At 46.9% G+C, this 17,800-nt stretch carries 15 protein-coding genes; 4 read left to right on the forward strand and 11 right to left on the reverse strand.

Annotation, left to right across the window (positions count from 1 at the left end; translation table 11 throughout):
* Nucleotides 1–114: 114 nt before the first annotated feature.
* Genes DH10bf12_RS03650 through folE2 form a run of 3 tightly spaced genes read right to left on the reverse strand, consistent with a single transcriptional unit; the run spans nucleotide 115 to nucleotide 2,469 of the window.
* Entirely contained in the window at nucleotides 115–1,020 is a 906-nt protein-coding gene (locus tag DH10bf12_RS03650) for a CobW family GTP-binding protein (RefSeq protein ID WP_471737254.1), read from the reverse strand.
* The gene (gene dcd, locus DH10bf12_RS03655; protein WP_471737255.1) at nucleotides 1,007–1,567 is read right to left on the reverse strand and encodes a dCTP deaminase; all 561 of its coding nucleotides are present in this window, start codon (nucleotides 1,565–1,567) and stop codon (nucleotides 1,007–1,009) included. The genes DH10bf12_RS03650 and dcd overlap by 14 nt, the downstream gene beginning before the upstream one ends.
* The gene (folE2, locus tag DH10bf12_RS03660; protein ID WP_471737256.1) at nucleotides 1,564–2,469 is read right to left on the reverse strand and encodes a GTP cyclohydrolase FolE2; all 906 of its coding nucleotides are present in this window, start codon (nucleotides 2,467–2,469) and stop codon (nucleotides 1,564–1,566) included. Before folE2 ends, dcd begins: the two co-directional genes overlap by 4 nt.
* Before the next feature lie 155 nt (nucleotides 2,470–2,624).
* On the opposite strand from folE2, the gene DH10bf12_RS03665 reads away from it, so the two are divergent.
* From DH10bf12_RS03665 to DH10bf12_RS03675, 3 genes are all read left to right on the forward strand, one after another.
* Nucleotides 2,625–4,061, forward strand: coding sequence for a DASH family cryptochrome (locus DH10bf12_RS03665; RefSeq protein WP_471737257.1), 1,437 nt, complete (start codon nucleotides 2,625–2,627; stop codon nucleotides 4,059–4,061).
* Nucleotides 4,062–4,312: 251 nt separating this feature from the next.
* The gene (locus tag DH10bf12_RS03670) at nucleotides 4,313–5,947 is read left to right on the forward strand and encodes an L-lactate permease (RefSeq protein ID WP_471737258.1); all 1,635 of its coding nucleotides are present in this window, start codon (nucleotides 4,313–4,315) and stop codon (nucleotides 5,945–5,947) included.
* 277 nt (nucleotides 5,948–6,224) lie between these two features.
* Nucleotides 6,225–7,799: a sensor domain-containing diguanylate cyclase gene (locus DH10bf12_RS03675; protein WP_471737259.1), complete on the forward strand. Its 1,575-nt coding sequence runs from the start codon at nucleotides 6,225–6,227 to the stop codon at nucleotides 7,797–7,799.
* Nucleotides 7,800–8,547: 748 nt separating this feature from the next.
* Here the strand turns inward: DH10bf12_RS03675 and DH10bf12_RS03680 are convergent.
* Nucleotides 8,548–8,721: a CxxH/CxxC protein gene (locus tag DH10bf12_RS03680; RefSeq protein WP_471737260.1), complete on the reverse strand. Its 174-nt coding sequence runs from the start codon at nucleotides 8,719–8,721 to the stop codon at nucleotides 8,548–8,550.
* A 196-nt stretch (nucleotides 8,722–8,917) separates the two neighbouring features.
* Nucleotides 8,918–10,120 carry a S1C family serine protease gene (locus tag DH10bf12_RS03685; protein ID WP_471737261.1) on the reverse strand — a complete coding sequence of 401 codons (1,203 nt, stop codon included), beginning with the start codon at nucleotides 10,118–10,120 and terminating at the stop codon, nucleotides 8,918–8,920.
* A 197-nt stretch (nucleotides 10,121–10,317) separates the two neighbouring features.
* On the opposite strand from DH10bf12_RS03685, the gene DH10bf12_RS03690 reads away from it, so the two are divergent.
* On the forward strand, nucleotides 10,318–11,280 hold the full coding sequence (locus DH10bf12_RS03690) for a glutaminase (protein ID WP_471737262.1): 963 nt from the start codon (nucleotides 10,318–10,320) through the stop codon (nucleotides 11,278–11,280).
* A 276-nt stretch (nucleotides 11,281–11,556) separates the two neighbouring features.
* On the opposite strand, the gene DH10bf12_RS03695 is transcribed toward DH10bf12_RS03690, so the two are convergent.
* The 6 genes from DH10bf12_RS03695 to walK all read right to left on the reverse strand — a co-directional run bounded on the left by DH10bf12_RS03695 (nucleotide 11,557) and on the right by walK (nucleotide 17,799).
* Nucleotides 11,557–12,153: a peroxiredoxin family protein gene (locus DH10bf12_RS03695; RefSeq protein ID WP_471737263.1), complete on the reverse strand. Its 597-nt coding sequence runs from the start codon at nucleotides 12,151–12,153 to the stop codon at nucleotides 11,557–11,559.
* Nucleotides 12,150–12,527 (reverse strand): hypothetical protein, encoded by a 378-nt coding sequence (locus DH10bf12_RS03700; RefSeq protein WP_471737264.1) that lies wholly within the window; start codon nucleotides 12,525–12,527, stop codon nucleotides 12,150–12,152. Before DH10bf12_RS03700 ends, DH10bf12_RS03695 begins: the two co-directional genes overlap by 4 nt.
* Before the next feature lie 442 nt (nucleotides 12,528–12,969).
* Nucleotides 12,970–13,767, reverse strand: a complete 798-nt coding sequence (locus tag DH10bf12_RS03705) for an MBL fold metallo-hydrolase (RefSeq protein ID WP_471737265.1) — start codon at nucleotides 13,765–13,767, stop codon at nucleotides 12,970–12,972.
* Nucleotides 13,768–13,773: 6 nt separating this feature from the next.
* Entirely contained in the window at nucleotides 13,774–14,631 is an 858-nt protein-coding gene (locus DH10bf12_RS03710; protein ID WP_471737266.1) for a two-component system regulatory protein YycI, read from the reverse strand.
* Nucleotides 14,618–15,949 carry a YycH family regulatory protein gene (locus tag DH10bf12_RS03715; RefSeq protein WP_471737267.1) on the reverse strand — a complete coding sequence of 444 codons (1,332 nt, stop codon included), beginning with the start codon at nucleotides 15,947–15,949 and terminating at the stop codon, nucleotides 14,618–14,620. Before DH10bf12_RS03715 ends, DH10bf12_RS03710 begins: the two co-directional genes overlap by 14 nt.
* The gene (gene walK, locus DH10bf12_RS03720) at nucleotides 15,946–17,799 is read right to left on the reverse strand and encodes a cell wall metabolism sensor histidine kinase WalK (RefSeq protein ID WP_471737268.1); all 1,854 of its coding nucleotides are present in this window, start codon (nucleotides 17,797–17,799) and stop codon (nucleotides 15,946–15,948) included. The genes DH10bf12_RS03715 and walK overlap by 4 nt, the downstream gene beginning before the upstream one ends.
* Nucleotide 17,800: the final 1 nt, after the last annotated feature.

Genomic DNA, 17,800 nt, shown 5'->3' on the forward strand with positions numbered 1-17,800 from the left:
TTGAGTGTCGAACATGGCTTGTTGAAAAGCGAACCAGCCATGTTGAGTGTTGAACCCGCACACCTGAAGCGCGAACAGCACATGTTTTTCGCCGAACCAGTTGCATGTACCCGATCACTCCAGCCTGTCCAACTCCTCCTGCAGCACATCCTTCTCCAGATTCTCACCAATCACGACAAGATTCATCGGCAGCTTCATCATTTCCTCTGTATAAACGGGGATGCCGTAAGCATACTGAACCTGTGTGGTGACGCCTGCTTCAAACTGCACAAACCCTTTTACACGGTGGACCGTCTCAGGCGTGTTACGCAGCCAATTTTCAAACTTAGACTGTTCAATCGGTCCGCTGAAGCTGTGGGTATATGATTGAATATGAAGGTGAGCAGTGGTGACAGGCTGATGATTCCCATGTCCAGTGCGTCCCGAATGTACGAGGTCTGCAAGAGAGATCGTTGCATAGGTGACCTGATGCAGCATTGCCCCCGGGTTGATCGTTTTTATCTCTTCCCTGACAGCTGCAGCATCAGCTTCTGACACCCTGTCCACTTTATTGATCAAAATATCATCTGCATGACGGATCTGTTCTGTCAGCAGCGTTCTGACCTGGGGACTCAGCTTATCCTTCGCGAGCCACCTCTCTGCATCCAGCAGGCTGACGACTGAGCGGATCTGCACGTACGGTGCAATCAGCGGATGCAGGCACGCATCAAGGATATCAACCGGATGAGCGGCGCCGGTTGCTTCGATATAGATCACATCCGGCTGCTCCTGTGTGAAGAGTGAGAGCAGCGTCAGCTCAAGCTCATCCTTCATCGAGCAGCAGATACAGCCGTTCAGCAGCTCTTTCAGCGGTGTCCCGTCCTCAATTGCCCGTGAATCAACTGAATACTGACCGATTTCATTCATCACAACGGCTACTTTGCGTCCCGCGGATTTCTCTTCTTCAAGCAGCCGCTGCAAAAGCGTTGTTTTCCCGCTTCCCAAAAAGCCGCTCAGTAAAATGATCTCAATTGTTTTCATCACTTATCCCTCCATCCTGATCCATAAAAATCCGGCTGGCTGTCGCGTTAGTCTGTCCCAGATATTTGCCTGTATAAGGGTCAGCAGGCTGATCGACTTCTGCAATGACGAGCTGACAGATCCTGCGACCCGGCTTCAGGGTAATCGGCAGACGGTTAGCATTGAACAATTCAAGCGTGATCTGCCCGTAAAAGCCCGGGTCCACCCAGCCGGCATTTTGAATAAACAGTCCCAGCCGGCCAATTGAGCTTCTTCCCTCTACAAAAGCAGTGAGATTGACAGGCAGCCCGATCGTTTCAATTGTGGTCGCGAGTAAAAAGGACTGCGGCGGAATCACAATTGTGCCGTCTTCTTCCACATGCACGCTGCGGTAAGCCGCTTCCTCTTCCATTGAAAGGCCGGTTCCGGCGTGCTCATCGATTGTCAGGAAGTGATACCCGAGTCTGAGGTCAATGGACGCCGGCTGGATCTGTTCATCTGTATGCGGGCTGACAGACAGCGTGCCTGCTGTCAGCTGCTCTCTGATGGTTTTGCCGGATAAAATCAATGTGACTCCTCCTTCTCCACTTTTACATGTGCATAGGCATCATGCAGATGAATCGACTCTTCGTTGCGGCACGTAATCTCAAATGAGCGCACCCAGTCTGTCTCATAAAGCTCAGAGGCAATCAGGCGGATCAGATCCTCTACAAAGCGCGGATTTTCAAACGCCTGCTCCGTCACAAACTTTTCATCCGGACGCTTTAAAATCGGATATAATGCAGCACTGGCATTTGATTCAAGCACCTCAAGCAGCTCCTCCTTATAGCCAGTTGGTAAAAGGTCGCCTTTGAAATGAAGCTGAACCGTCACCACACCGCGCTGGTTATGCGCACTGTATTCACTGATTTCCTTTGAACACGGGCAGAGCGTCGCCACTTTTGCCTCCATGGTGATCGACTCCTCTCTCACCCCGTCAGCCTGATAGCTAGATGAGAGAGTCACTTTGGTATGATGAAGCCCCGTCATGTCCATAGCAGGACTTTTTCTCTCAGTAAACCACGGAAACGTCACGTCAATCTGCGCTTTCTGCTGCTCCATCCGCGACGCGATCTCCCTGCTGAGTTCACGCAGATGCTCAAAATTCAAAGGCTTCTCTGCTTCATAAAAAGCATGCAGCGCTTCAGGCAGACGGCTCATATTGATTCCCTTTTGACTTGCAGGCAGACTGGTCGTCATCTTAAACACACCCTCTGTCTGCTGCAGCAGCGGTTTTTGCACAGATTCAATCAGCACCGGATAACGCACATTAGAGACACCTACCTGATCAATCGCAAATAAATAATCCTTCGTCTCACTCTGCAGATCTGCCATCTGCTCCTTTCTAACCGGCTTTGTTCCCTCTATTTTATTCACAGACCCAAACCGTTTCAGGCGGTCTTCTTTAGCTGGTAAATTGATTAGCTTCATGATGTTCATCCTCTCACCTTTGATTAAAACGTAATGATTACGTTTTAAATACTATATCATGGCATGTCAGGATTCAAATTTCAACAGCCGCTCTACATTTCCAAATCACACAGCCTGTTTGTAAAATAGAAAAAAAGATGAAGGAGCGATTTGTCATGGACATTGCAGCAGTATGGTTCAGAAATGATCTGAGGACAATTGATCACCAGCCGCTCAGGCGCGCTCTTGCAAGCGGACTGCCGGTTGTGGGGGTGTATGTATTTGACCCTGAGATGATGTGGGAGACTGAATATGGATTTAAAAAAATGGAGAAATTCCGGGCTGCGTTTATCAGGGAGAGCGTGCAGGATCTGCGCAGTGAACTGGGTAAGCTTGGCATTCCGCTTTTAGTGCGTACCGGGGATCCGGCGGAAGTCTTTGAGGGACTGAATGATCAGTACTTTGTAAAATGTCTGTATCTGCATGAAGAGATCGGCAGCGACGAGCAGTCTGCTGAACGCCGTGTGCGTGGGGCGCTTCAGGCAAAAGTGTCGATCGATCACGGACATAACCTGTATGACCCGGAGGATCTGCCGTTTGACTCATACAGCGTACCGGATACGTTCTCGCAGTTCAGAAAGCGCATTGAAAAGAATGATGTATTGATGCGCCCTCCTCTGTCAAAACCATCAGCTGCTGCGAAAAGTGTCGAGGTGGATGAAGGAGAAATTCCATCTTTATCAGCACTTGGATTTGATGAGCTGGACGGCCCGCTCCGTTTTCGCGGCGGGATGAATGAAGGATTGAAGCGGGTCGCCCATTACTTTTTTGAGTCAGATCAGCTGCGCGTCTATAAGGAAACGCGTAACGGAATGCTGAAGGAGGATGATTCGTCAAAGCTCTCCCCGTGGCTTGCACACGGCTGTCTGTCGCCACGGATGATCATGGATGAGGTGCGGCGCTATGAGGATGAGCGTGTGAAAAACAGCTCGACCTACTGGCTGTATTTTGAGCTTTTGTGGCGCGATTATTTCCACCTCGTGCATAGGCGTTACGGCGATGATCTGTTTGCGGCATCCGGCTTGCGCGACCGGACACCGCCATGGGATCGTGACGAGCAGCTTGAGTCAGCGTGGATGAACGGAAAGACCGGTTACCCGCTTGTAGATGCTGCGATGCGCGAGCTCAGTGCAACCGGGTTTATGTCGAACCGGGCAAGGCAGAACGTCGCAAGCTTTCTCACAAAAAATCTCGGGCTCGACTGGCGGATCGGCGCAGCATGGTTTGAATCGCTGCTGATTGATTATGATGTGTCGAGTAATTACGGAAACTGGCTCTATCAGGCAGGCGTCGGCAATGATGCGATCGAGTTTCGGGCATTTAATGTAGTGAAACAGGCGCGGGATTATGATCCAAATGGTGAGTATTTGCGGACATGGCTGCCGGAGCTTCGGCGTGTGCCAGGGGCCAGAATATTTGCACCTTATGAGATGAATTATGAAGGCCAGCAGGCGGCAGGCGTTGTGATCGGGCGGCATTATCCGGCGCCGGTGGTTGATTTGTTTGCCTCAGTGGAGCGGAATAAGGAACGGTTTTTGAGTGTGATGAAGTAAGGTTGCGGAGGGTGAGTCTTTGTACCCGAAGTGTCGAACATGGGTAGTTGAACGTCGAACATGGCTGGTTGGAACGCGAACCAGCCATGTTTAGTGTTGAACGCAATCCCTCAAAGCGCGAACACACGAGGTTTTACGCCGAACTCCACTCACTCCGAATACATTTGTGAAAAACTTCACAAAAGAACCATTCATCCTTCCAAAAACCTGTTATACTAAAAGTATCTTACAACCCGATAAGGATGATACTGATGACGTTTTTGCAAATGTTGACTGCTTTGACCCCTGTTGTAGCTGTATTTTTATTTCTTGTCATTTTAAGACTCCCTGCCACAAAAGCGATGCCGATCAGTCTTGCGGCAACTGCTGTGCTGGCGTTTTTCATCTGGCAGGTGCCTGCGATTCAGATATCTGCAGCGATTATTGAAGGACTCATTATCGCGGTTTCGATTATGTGGATTGTCTTTGGCGCGATCCTTTTACTTAACACGCTGAAAAAAAGCGGCGCAATGGATTCGATCCGTAACGGCTTTACGCAGATCACTGCTGACCGCCGCGTTCAGCTGATTATCATTGCGTGGCTGTTCGGTTCTTTTATTGAAGGGGCAGCCGGGTTTGGAACACCGGCTGCGATTGCCGCACCGCTGCTTGTGGCGCTTGGCTTTCCGCCTCTTGCTGCTGTAGCGCTTGCTTTGATTGCTGATAGTTCGGCTGTTTCTTTTGGTGCAGTGGGAACACCGATTATTGTCGGGGTGAACCAGGGACTGAATCAGGGAAGCTCACTTGCACCTGTTGTCCAGGAAGAGCTTGGCGGCGCTGCAATCGGTCCGTATTTGCAGGAGGTTGCGAGCACAGCTGTCTTCATTGATCTCTTTATCGGAACGTTTATTCCACTTATTTTAGTTGTCATGCTGACCCGATTTTTCGGCGAGAACCGTTCATGGAAAGAAGGGTTGCAGATCGCACCGTTTGCGATTTTTGCAGGACTTGCGTTTACAGTACCCGCCTTTACAGTAGCCACTTTGCTCGGACCTGAATTCCCATCAATTATCGGAGGACTGGTCGGCCTGATGGTGGTTGTACCAGCTGCGAAAAAAGGATTCCTTTTACCGAAAAAAGCGTGGGATTTTGGAACGGCTGATCAGGTAAAAGCGGAGGAAGCGACTGGAGCTGCGATGCCGCTTTGGAAAGCATGGCTTCCTTACCTGATCGTCACTTCACTCCTTGTGTTGACACGGATTGACGCGATCCCGCTAAAAGGGTGGCTGCGCGAGGTTCAGGTCGGCTGGAGTAACATTCTCGGAACAGAAATCACAACCTATTTTGAACCGTTTTACTTACCAGGCACCATCTTTTTAGTCGCTGTACTGCTGACCGCTCTGCTCCATAGCCTGCGCGTAAAGGCTGTCGGAAGTGTGTTCAGTGAGTCAGCTAAAACGATGGTCGGGACTGCCATTGCGCTTGGTACCGCTGTACCTATGGTGCGGATTTTTATTAACTCAGGCGTGAATAGTGCAGACCTTCTCAGTATGCCGCTTGAGCTGGCGGATTTCGTCTCTGCCGCTGCAGGCACCAACTGGCCGCTCGTTGCCCCGATTATCGGTGCGCTCGGTTCATTCATTTCAGGAAGCGCGACCTTCAGCAGCATGATGTTCTCACTGTTTCAGTTCAGTGTGGCTGACCAGATCGGCGCTGATCCGCAGGTCATCCTGGCGCTGCAGGTACTTGGTGCGAATGCCGGTAACATGATCTGCGTGCTGAATGTGGTGGCTGCTGCATCTGTCGTCAACCTGACCGGTAAGGAAGGAACGATTATCCGGATGACGCTCGTGCCAATGATGTTTTACGTGACGATGGCTGGCGTGATCGGATTTATTCTTTTATAGTGTGAGAGCTGTCCGGCAGGGTTCGGGCAGCTTTTTTGTATGGGTGATGATACCCGGTTTCCGGAACCTTGTGTGAAATGTCCTGAACCGCCGGAGAAATTTCATGAACCACCCCCGAAATCTCCTGAACACTACGCACTATTTCCGGAACCACCCCCGCTTACATCAAATATTTTAATTTTCGAACAATTTATACGTGCTGAATTCTCTTGATTATGAGATACTTATATGTATAAAAGGGGAACTTAGACCTATTTCACACAAAGGGTGTGATGATATGAGGGAATTATTGATTTATATGGCTTTATATCTGCTCCCGGCTGCGATGATGTTTTATATGGCGGCTGATGTGATGATGAGAAATCACAAGAGGACGGAGCACATATTATTAAGCGCATATATTGCCTGCTACGGGGTGCTTTTTACGACTGAATTCATCCGCCAGCAGGTCGATATTTCTTACAGTCCGTTTCTGGTTACTTATGTATTTGGAAATGCAGGATTACTGATCTTGTGTTTGTCGATTCACTTTATTATTAAAATTACAGGTGTGAATGAAAAAATACCATCGTTTTTATATCCATGGGTGTTTTATATCCCGGCGATTCCAATTCTGCTGACGCTTGTTTTTCAGATCAATCTTACGAACAGTACTGTTTTTGAACGTGAAGGACTGTTTATCTATCCTGAGTTCAATGCTGCTTATATCGGCACGATGGTTGGCGGTCTGACACTTTCATTTTTCGTTATCTGGATGCTCCACCAGCTTGGTAAAAAATCAGTTGCCCCTCAGCAGAGAAAAATTATCAGCTTACTGATTGTTGTGGCGATTCTGGTTCAGGGCTGGAATTTCATCTTTGGTATTTTTGAGTTCAGAGGAACGATGCCGCCTTATCCGTATATTTACGGCGGTATCATCTGGATTGGGGCACTGGCTTATGGAATGAAAAAGTTTGATTTCCTTGCTTCTTATCATAAGCGCTTTTCAACGCTGCATGAAATCAACCCTTCTCCTATTCTGCTGATTGACCGGGAAGGAATCATTGAAAGTGCAAACCCGGCTGCCCTTGCTCTTTTAGGTGAAAATAACTTACAAGGGAAGCAGTTTACTGATTATATTTCAGAGGACCGGAAAGACGGTGCACTTGAAAGATTTCAGTATATGTTTGACCGCAGGGAGCGGATCAGTCAGTATGAGTCACGCATCACGACTGAGAATGGTGACAAGAAGTACATTTTAATTGATGGGGACTTTGTTTTTGTAGAACATAACCTCTATATTTTATGTATTTTGCGAGACGTGCAAATGTATAAAGAAGCTGAAGAAACCATTCGTTTTCTTGCCTATCATGATACGCTCACAAAGCTTCCGAATCGACGTGCCTTTTACGAAGAAGCAGCGACTCGCCTGAAAGGAAATCATTCAACAGCGATGCTGATCCTTGATCTGGATGATTTTAAAGCGGTGAATGATACGTTTGGCCACCAGACTGGAGATGAATATTTAAAGCATGTCGGGGAGATGCTGAAAGAAGTGATTGGTGAAGAAGGACTTGCCGCAAGAGTCGGCGGTGATGAATTTTTTGCATATGTACATTGTGAGGATGAAGCTCATTTGAAGCAAATGATCTTCAGGCTGATGAAGCGGTTTGAAAATAGTCCTTACTGGGCTGACAATACACCGCTTAAGATCAGGTTCAGTCTCGGGGTCAGCTGCTATCCGCGACATGGCGAGAAACTTGAAACACTCATTCATAAAGCCGATCAGGCGATGTATCAGATTAAGCGTAATGGAAAAAATGATTTTTATATTTGGAATGAAGAGCTTGAGACATCCGGAAGCTCGAGGTAAAGACCATTTCCTGCGGGAGATGGTTTTTTTATGTTGATGGGGCTGGGGGCTGTAGAGGCTGAGGGCTTATTTATCTATCGGCTTTTCGATTTTATCGATGGCCTTTTTGATTAATAGCATCAGCTTTCTGAGCGATTTACGCTTCTATGCTGAGCGGCTGTCGGATATCTACCACCTTTTCATTTTTATCTATGACCTTTTAAGTGATTTCCATCACCTTTTCATTTTATCGACCGACAGTACCGAGTCATAAGCCAGGCATCGGTAAACGGGAAAGGTCACCCGTTTTCCGCTCCCCATCTTATGCCCGTCAGAGCTGAACGAGCACCTTACGCTTTTCTATTTGTCCAGCTACGATTCGCAGGGGCTAGCACGTTTCCCTCCGGCTCTGTCCGATAAGTCAACATCGGCTCACTGCGTTCACCGTGTTTCCTTTATCTCCGACGCCTAAGTCCAACGTGTACGCCCCTAAACGCTCGTCTCCGCTTTTCTATTTGATCCAGCTCCAGCGCCTAGACCCTCGAGTCATAAGTCAACCTGAGAAAATGGGAAAGATCGCCCATTTCTCTCAGGTCGCCTTATGCTTGTCGGGTCTGAGCAAGGCGCTTTCACTTTTCTATTTGTCCACTGTGGATAGATTTTGTCGGTTTGTGCGAGTTGAAAATTTTAGGTTGTTCGACTTTTATAAACAGGTTATCCACGAAAGTTATACACATATCCACAATTTCTATCCACATTTTGTGTGGGATCATTTGTTCTCCACAAGATATATGGCTGATTCATTGCAGTATTCACACTCTGTGGACAACTCATCAGGGTTATCCACTGTCTGTAAAAGAGGGACTTCCTCTGTTTCATCGATCAGCACATCAAGTGCTAATTCGACATGTTCTTTACAACAAAATATGCGCAAATGTGTCACCACCTTTTAGATTGATTGTATCATGGATGCATTTCACACAAAAAAAGAAGCAGGAGCGTGGAGGGCTCCTGCTGAAAATAGGCTTAAGAAATAGTGTTTTGTCTGTAGTTTGTGTGGACTTGAAATCTATATGAACTCCTTTGGGAGGAGATTATTTTCGATTTAAGATTGAGGAGCCGTTAAGCCCCCCAGTCTTTTATAGCTGTGAATCATCTGTCAGTGTCATATTAACCTCAATCATCTCACCATTTCGGTACACTTTAACCTGCATCTCGTCGCCTACGCTCTTTTCAGTGTAAAGGTGCTGGCGAAGCCCCATGCTGTTATTGATTTTTTTGCCATCCATTTCAACAATGACGTCCATGTCCTGGAGCCCTGCATTAGCTGCTGCTGAATTTGGAACGACACGCTCAATTACGACGCCTGTTGTGACTTCTTCTGGAAGGTTCAGTTCTTCCTGCTGATAGACAGCCGGAACATTTGCCAGGTCAAATAGTGTGATACCCATTGTCGGGCGGTCGACTTCACCTGTAGATTCAAGGTCTTGAATGATTGGCTGAGCCATATCGATTGGAATTGCAAGACCAATTCCTTCAACGGAAGACTGGGCGATTTTCATTGAGTTGATCCCGATCAGCTGACCCTGGATATTGACCAGCGCACCGCCTGAGTTACCCGGGTTGATCGCTGCGTCTGTCTGGATTACCTCTGCCTGCCAGTCAACCTGACCGTCTTGGTTAATGTCTACAGGAATCGTACGTTCAACACCTGAGACAACACCTGTGGTAACAGATCCTGAGAACTGAAGACCGAGCGGGTTACCGATTGCAATGACCGGTTCACCTGGCTTTAGTGCCTGTGAATCACCGAATTCAGCGACTGTTTCTACATTTTCACCGCTGATCTGAAGTACAGCAAGGTCTGTCCACTGGTCGCCGCCAAGAACGGTTGCTTCTTCTTTCGTTCCATCAGCAAGTGTGACTTCAACCTGATCGCTGCCATCGATTACGTGATTGTTTGTGACGATAAATGCGCTATCGCCTTCTTTTTTATAAATAACACCGGAGCCTGTACCGGCTTCCTGTGTTTCACCTTGCTGACCGAACATGCCACCGCCAGCCTGAAGGTTCGTTACGCCAACGACTGCATCTCCGGCTTTTTCAACAGCACCGGTCACGTCAGTTGTTACGTCATAGGATACTGACTGTGTCTCAGCAGATTGTCCTGCTGTATCAGTGTTGCTGACCGATGTATTATTATTTCCGTCAAACATCGGGAATGCGAGTGCAACAATCAACGCACCGACAATCACCCCTACCAGACTTGAAAAAAAGTAGCCTGCTTTACTGCCGCGCTTTCTATTGGATCGTTCCTGTGTATGATCGTCGTAATAACCCATTCATGTTCATCCTTTCGCCTGTTGATCTCTCTTCTATGATTCACAGTATAGGGTGCGAAGATGAAAATCAGATGAAAAAATGCTTAATGTTTTAAAAAAATTGCATGGAATGTGCTGAAGGTTCATTTTTTTAGACGGTTAGATTTTAAAAGTAAGGGGAAAAGACTAATACTGACTGTACGATAGGAGGCGTTGATATGAGAAGTGAAGAAGTGTTTGAAAAGTTGAAGCAATGGGTTGAAGATAACCGCTCACATACAATGCTTGGAGAGCCCGCACAATACATACCGGCGCTCGCAAATCAGGACCGTGAACAGCTTGGGATCTGTATTATGGATATTGATGGAGACACCTATATGGCCGGTGATAGTGATGTAACATTCACACTGCAGAGCATTTCAAAGATCATCAGCTTTGTTGCACTGTGCCATTTCAAAGGGCTCGATTTTGTGCTTGATAAAGTGGATGTAGAGCCAACAGGAGAGTCGTTCAACTCGATTATTCCATTTGAAATTCACAGACCTGGTAAGCCGTTCAACCCGCTTATTAATGCAGGGGCTATTACGGTCGCTTCCATGCTGCCCGGTGATACGGTGAAGGAAAAATATGAGCGGTTTCTGCTGTTTGTCGAGGGTATGATTGGACGCCAGCTGGAGCTCGATCAGGAAGTCTATGATTCAGAATGGAAAACCGCCCACCGGAATCGTGCGCTTGCCTATTATCTGAAAGAGTCGAAACTGCTTGATTTAGATGTGGAGGAAGCACTCGATATCTATATCCGCCTTTGTGCGATCTGTATCAGCCTGAAGGATCTCGCTAAAATCGGACTCGTCATCGCGCACGACGGCTACGATCCAATCGAAGAAAGACAAATTTTCAGTCATGACGTAGCCCGGATCGCAAAAGTACTGATGGTCACATGCGGCATGTACAACTCATCAGGCAAATTCGCCGCACACGTCGGCATCCCTGCAAAAAGTGGCGTTTCAGGCGGCATCCTGGCATCCGTCCCGCCAAAATGGCATTCACCTGAGAAAGCATTCAGAAAAGGCTGCGGTATCGCTGTATTCAGCCCGGCGATTGATGCAAACGGGAATAGCGCAGCAGGCACGATGCTGCTAAGACAGATATCTGAAGAGTGGGATTTTAGTATATTTTAATAAGAAAAGCGGAAGCGCCTTGATCAGAGCTGAACACCATTAGAAAAACAGACTCACTGCCAGCCCTGGCTGGCAGTGAGTCTGTTTTAAGCATAGGTCAAATTACATGAAACGTCGAAGTTTGCCTGTTAAGTGGCGAACTACGCTGGTTTTGCTTCGAACGCAGCACATTTATCGTTGAACAGCAGAGCTTTACCTTCGAACATCCACCAAATACCCGTGAACCAACAATACCGACAATCAAAAAAACCGCCCTGCCCAGGCGGTTTTTCACACTTACAACTCCTCCATCATATCAACCATCATATCCCGATCCATCGGCCCCATCAGCTTGCGCTGGATCACGCCTTCTTCATCAATCAGATACGTAGTCGGAATGGTAAATGCCTGAAATTCATCGCCAAGTGCGCCTGTTTCATCAAGCAGAATCGGGAATGTCAGGCCGTAATCGTCAATAAATGATTCGATGCGGTCCATCCCATTATCTTTGCTTGTCAGGTTCACAGCAAGAATCTCTACATTTTGATCCTGTGCTTCATTTTCATAGTATTCCTGCATATGCGGCATCTCTGCGATACATGGCGGGCACCAAGTTGCCCAGAAATTCAGGATCACTTTTTTACCCTGATAGTCCCGAAGGTTTACTGTTTCACCGTCAAATGTTGTTACTTCAATACCTGGGACAGGATTGCCCTCTTTGACTGCACCGCTTGATTCGACCGGTGCTGCGCTATCATTGTCTGCCGGGGCAACTGCGTATTCTTCCTGAAGTGCCTGCAGCTCCTGGCGTTCTTTTTGATCATTGATGACATTAACAATTAAAAATACGACTAAGACGCCGACTAATCCGAAGGCTAATAACCGTGGAATCATGATTGCTTCCTCCTTATAGTAACTAACCAGACGACTGCACTGATCAGCCAGCTGTAGATGAGTCCGGTTGTAATGAAATCGCCGTTTAGCGAGAATGTGAGCCATTGAAGAGCGAGTACCATCAGCAGCGTGAGCCACGGTGCTTCATTTAAAAGGCGGCTGTTTTTCGGCCAGATATAAATGAGCAGTACGAGAAATACGCCTGTAAGCAGTGCGTCTATAATCGTTGAGGCAGTCAACACCAGCTTGACCGCTTCAGTCACAATCAATACAGTGAGCCAGGCCGGGAGCCAGTGAATGATGATCTCAGGCGTTTTTCGGCTGTAGTAAATGAGCTGAAGCAAAACGGCTGAAACTGCGAGCAGTAAGCCCATTTCGCCTCCATTGTAATACAAAATGGACATTGGTGCGTTAACAATGTACTCAAAATAGAAGAGGATGCTTGAGAACTTCCAGACGAGTACGAATGTATAAAACAGGTTTGACACCTTTGATGCTAAGATTTTATCAGACTGCCTGATGCGGAACCAGGCAACTGTAAATGCAATGAGCAGCGCGACTTGTGTAGATGAAATAATGAGTGCGCGGATATTATACCATTCGATCTCATACCCCTCCTCCTATTTTCTCCTTCTATCAGTCTACTTGATTTATATGAAAAAGGGAGGGAATTTGCCTGATGTCACAAAGGTGTTGAAAAGTGTTTTGGTCTGATGCGAAATGCGGGGGGGGTAGGTCAAATGACACTTTTCTGCGAACTATTGTGTTTTTTCTAAGAACCGCATCACATAAAAAAGCACCACCCGCAGGCAGTGCTCACACAATCTTATACAGATCTGTCGGCGTTTTTGCGTCTGTGTCATAAAGGTCAAATGTCTCGCCAACCTTCATTCCGCAGTCTTCAAGTGTCTGTGTGACGCTCATTCTCGCCAGGTCTTTCATGTTATTATCTTTGGATAAGTGAGATAAATAGATTCGCTTCGTGTTATCTGCCACGACTTCGCTCATCGCAATTGCAGCGTCTTCATTGGACACGTGGCCAACATCGCTCAGAATGCGTCGCTTGATACTCCACGGGTAGCGTCCCATCCGGAGCATCCCCACGTCATGATTGCTTTCAAAAACGTAGGCATCAGCACCTTTGATGATGCCTTTCATCCGGTCACTGACGTAGCCTGTGTCTGTCATCACAACAATTTTCTTCCCGTTTTCATGGAACACGTAGAACATTGGCTCGGCCGCATCATGCGAGACGCCGAATGATTCAATATTGAGTCCGCCGAATGTCTGAACGCTCTCCATTGGAAAGATAAATTTCTGTTCACTGTTCACTTTTCCAATCAGCGGTGCCATCGCATGCCACGTTTTTTCGTTTGCATAGACAGGCAGGTTGTAGCGGCGCGCAAGGATTCCGAGTCCTTTAATATGGTCGCTGTGTTCATGGGTAACCAGAATACCGCTCAGATCTTTAATCGAGCGGTCAATCTGGCTGAATAACCCTTCCATCTGCTTGCCGCTGAGGCCTGCATCGACTAAGAAGGAATGTTGCTCGTTTTCTATAAAAATTGCATTTCCTGTACTCCCGCTTGCAAGCACACTCATATGCATGGTCATATATCTTCACTCCGCAGTTTCGTCATCTTCTTCAAGCTGTTCTAAATCAAGATTCACCTGTGACATATCATAAATACTGCCGTCCACCGCATTCATAAAGAGCTCATTGCGGCTGCCATCCTCATTTTCGATCGTCATCTTCCAGGCAGGTGTCAGTACCTGTGTTGCCACAGCCTCTGTATCGCCGCCTGTTTCCTGCACAAATAACGGATAGTAGCCCAGTTTCAGGTCTGTTGCCGTTGAATTTGGCTGGATCAGGTTGCGGTCATAGAAGGTTTCAAGTACTGCTCTTGGTTCTCTGAGCTCTTGTTCCTCTGTAAATTCCTCAAATGATGTCAGATACGTCTGCTCGTAGGAAATCGCTTCATTGTTTTCATTCAGCTGAACAGCAATTTGTGCATTCAGATTATAATAAAGCGTTAAATCATTATACGCCTGAAAATACAGCAGCTGATTGTCTTCTTCATCGTACTCCCAGAATGTGTACTCACCGCCATTGAACGCATAATCCGCCAGCAGTTCATTCAGTTCTTCCGGATCTTCAGGGTCTTCAATTGCAATCGGGTCACTGATAACTGATTCAAGAATCTGACCCTCACGGATTGTTGCCTTCTGCCCTTCAAGCGTCTGCAAATCCGCACTCATAAAACGGTAGAATTCTGCATTCAGATAAGGCTGACTATCTTCTACATCAGGCAGCTCACCCAATGTTACATTCTCATCAGCCAGCCGCTCAGTCGTTGACAGGTCACCAATCGTTTCAAGCTGACTGTCTTCATACTTCTCGATAAACAGGAATAAAAGGAAGATATTCAGGATTAGAAAGACGATAATAAAGATGGTTTTCGTTTTACTCCAATCCAACCGGATCCCCTCCTCCTATAACCGGTACTCTTGCCCAGCTGTCATTGTATTTGTAATACCAGACGGGATCAAGAATATACGTATTGTCACTTTCATTTCTCGTCATATAATAGCCGACCGTGATATCCTGCAGCCGATCAGGATCGAAATCTTCAATACTCTCAATCGCTTCAATGGCATCATAGCCTGATCCGATTGACACTGTATCGGGTTCTACCGGTATCTCAACCTGCTTCGATAAAAATGAGCGGGCGTACTGATGAATTCTCGTTTCTCCCCACTCCTGATAGATCTCAGCAGCACCGTTATCATTAAAAACCGGCAGCCCCTGCTCATGCATTCTGTACGTCACTTCCTGATCCATCGCATTAAGGTCATACAGATAATACGTATCTACCCAGCCCTCATGCTCATTGACAAATCGTCTGCTCTTTTGGAACAGATCACCCGCTCTGCCGACTGTCGAAAGCTCCGCAGAAGGATTCACATAGCTGAGCGTACTATTGTTACGATCAACTTCCATTAAGTGCGAAGACTGATCAAAATACTGATCGCGCGAAGCACCGAACTGATTCATCTCGACAGCATCAGGATCCTGGAACAGCGCCCGTCTGAAAAGGTTAATATCAATCGTCGTCATCCTATACAGATACTTAATATACTCCCTGCGCTCAATCGGCAGATAAATCGTCCGTTCCCCTGTTTCATAAGCAAAAAGCGGCGTATAAATAGCAGGTGCATTCGATACAATGACACTCTCCAAATCCTCAAGATGCATTGAATCTACGCGTCCCTCATACACCACTCTGTTATCATAATGCACGAAGTATACGGTAAATGGTGTATCCTCTTCACCTGACACATCAATGACAACACGGTCAAATGAATCTTCAGGGAGCGTATTATTTTCAAACGTCACAATATCACGATACGCACTGAACGGAATTTCTGCAGGATACAGCACTTCAATGCGATTGGATCCGTGGACAATACCCTGGAAATCTTCTTCATCAAATGTGTTATTCTGCTGGACGTTATAGATGCTCCACTCCTGCATCAGCGCATTCAGCGTATTAATATTATTTTCCTCCGATGTCCCGCTCACTGCCACTTCACCGTGAACAAGAAAGCGTGACGGCTGGATTAAATCTCTCGTTGTGCGCTCTTCAGCAATCGCCACATTCTCAACTGTTGTCTCAGACTCATCATAAGGCTCACTGGCCGGCTGATATGACCAGACATTCCATGTTAAAAGCAGACTTAATACAACCAGCAGTGACAGCAGGATCGACTTTAAAAGCTCCATTCTTTTCATCATGCCCATTCATCCTCACTTTCCGGATCATATGGCAGTGTGAAATAAATGGTTGTTCCTCTTCCTTCCACACTAGAAGCCCAGACCTGACCACCGTGCGCGGTAATCATCTCTTTGGCAATCGCAAGTCCAAGCCCTGTACCGCCAAGCTGTCTCGTTCTGGCTTTATCCACACGATAAAAGCGTTCAAAAATATTTTTAAGGTTTTCACGCGGAATCCCTACACCCTGGTCTGACACGCTGACAACAATCTCTTTTTCACGCTCTTTCAGCTCCACCTTAAAGCCGATTTGACCACCTTCAGGCGAATACTTCAGCGCATTTGAAATGATATTATCGAGTACCTGCGTCATCTTATCTGTATCGATCTCTGCATATACAGGATCCTTCGGCAGCTTCACCTTAAATGACACATCCTGTGAACGTCCCATATCAAAGCGGTCGATAATGCGCTGGTAAAACGCAATAAAGTTCACCCATTCTTTATTCAAACGGTAATCACGGCTATCCATTTTAGACAGCTGCAGCAAATCATTCACGAGGCGGATCATCCGCTCGGTTTCAGTCTGGGTTGTATGAAGAAACTGTGGTGCAATTTCTTCATCCTGCCATGCACCTTCAGCAAGCGCTTCAAGGTAGCTGCGCATCGTCGTCAGCGGAGTTCTAAGCTCATGGGATACATTCGCTACAAATTCGCGGCGCTCTGCATCGATTTTTTCCTGCTCGGTAATATCATGTAATACTGCAATCAAACCGCTCACAAAGCCGGTTTCTTTTTGAATTGCAGAGAAATTTGCACGAAGAATATAAGGCTTTGCCTGCGTACCGAAATTTAAAATCAGTGAATCACTCTGACTCGACAGGTCTTCAAATGAATATTCCTCTTCAATGCCAAGCAGCTCTGGCAGCGACATCGACAGCACTGTTTCACGTGAAACATTCAGCATGCCGGCAGCCGGATCATTAATCAGAATCACTCTTCCTCTGCGGTCAGTCGCAATTACACCGTCTGTCATGTAACTAAGAACACTGGAGAGCTTCCGTTTCTCAGCCTCAGTGGTGACACGTGCTTCCTGAAGTCTCTTCGTTAAATTATTGAAGGTAATCGCCAGCTGACCAATCTCATCGTGACCATATACTTTAACTTTTCTCGAGAAGTTTCCTTTTGCCATATCTACAGCGTGACTTCTCATGTCAGCAATCGGCCTTGTAATCGTTTGTGCAAGCAACACACCAAGTATCGCCGTAATTACAAGCGAAATAGCCGTACCTCCCGCCAGGATTTCATTAATCTCATCCATTTGCGAGTATACATTTTCAATACGGGATTCAATATGAATCGCCCCGATGACATCACTGCCTGTGATAATCGGGATGGCAAGCACCCACATTCTTTCCCCGCTTTCACGGTCAACATAGGTCTCGTTCAGGTTATTCGGAGGAGGTCCTCCTTCAATAAACATCCGCTGCAGCAGCTCATTATTCATCCGCTGGCCGACAACGTTCTGATTATTGTCATCTGATGTGCCAAGTACACGGTTTCTTGCGTCGATAATCCGTACTTCCTCGATATCTTCAGAATTAAGTCCACCCAGCAATACGTGGATGGACTCTTGTAATGGTGGTTCATCATCTGACCGCTCGCCCGACAGATCAGTCCTGATCTCTTCAGTGATGCTGTATTCAAGCGGGCTCATACGGTCTTCAATCGACGATTTGAAGTTTTCGAGAAGCTTCTCTTCAAGCTCACGCACGAAATAAACGCCAATAATCTGCATGGCTAATGCAATTAAGAGTACGTATATCAGCACAAACTTTAAATGTATAGATTGAAAGAAATTAACCTTCCGCATT

This window comes from Jeotgalibacillus sp. 10bf12, from assembly GCF_055597105.1.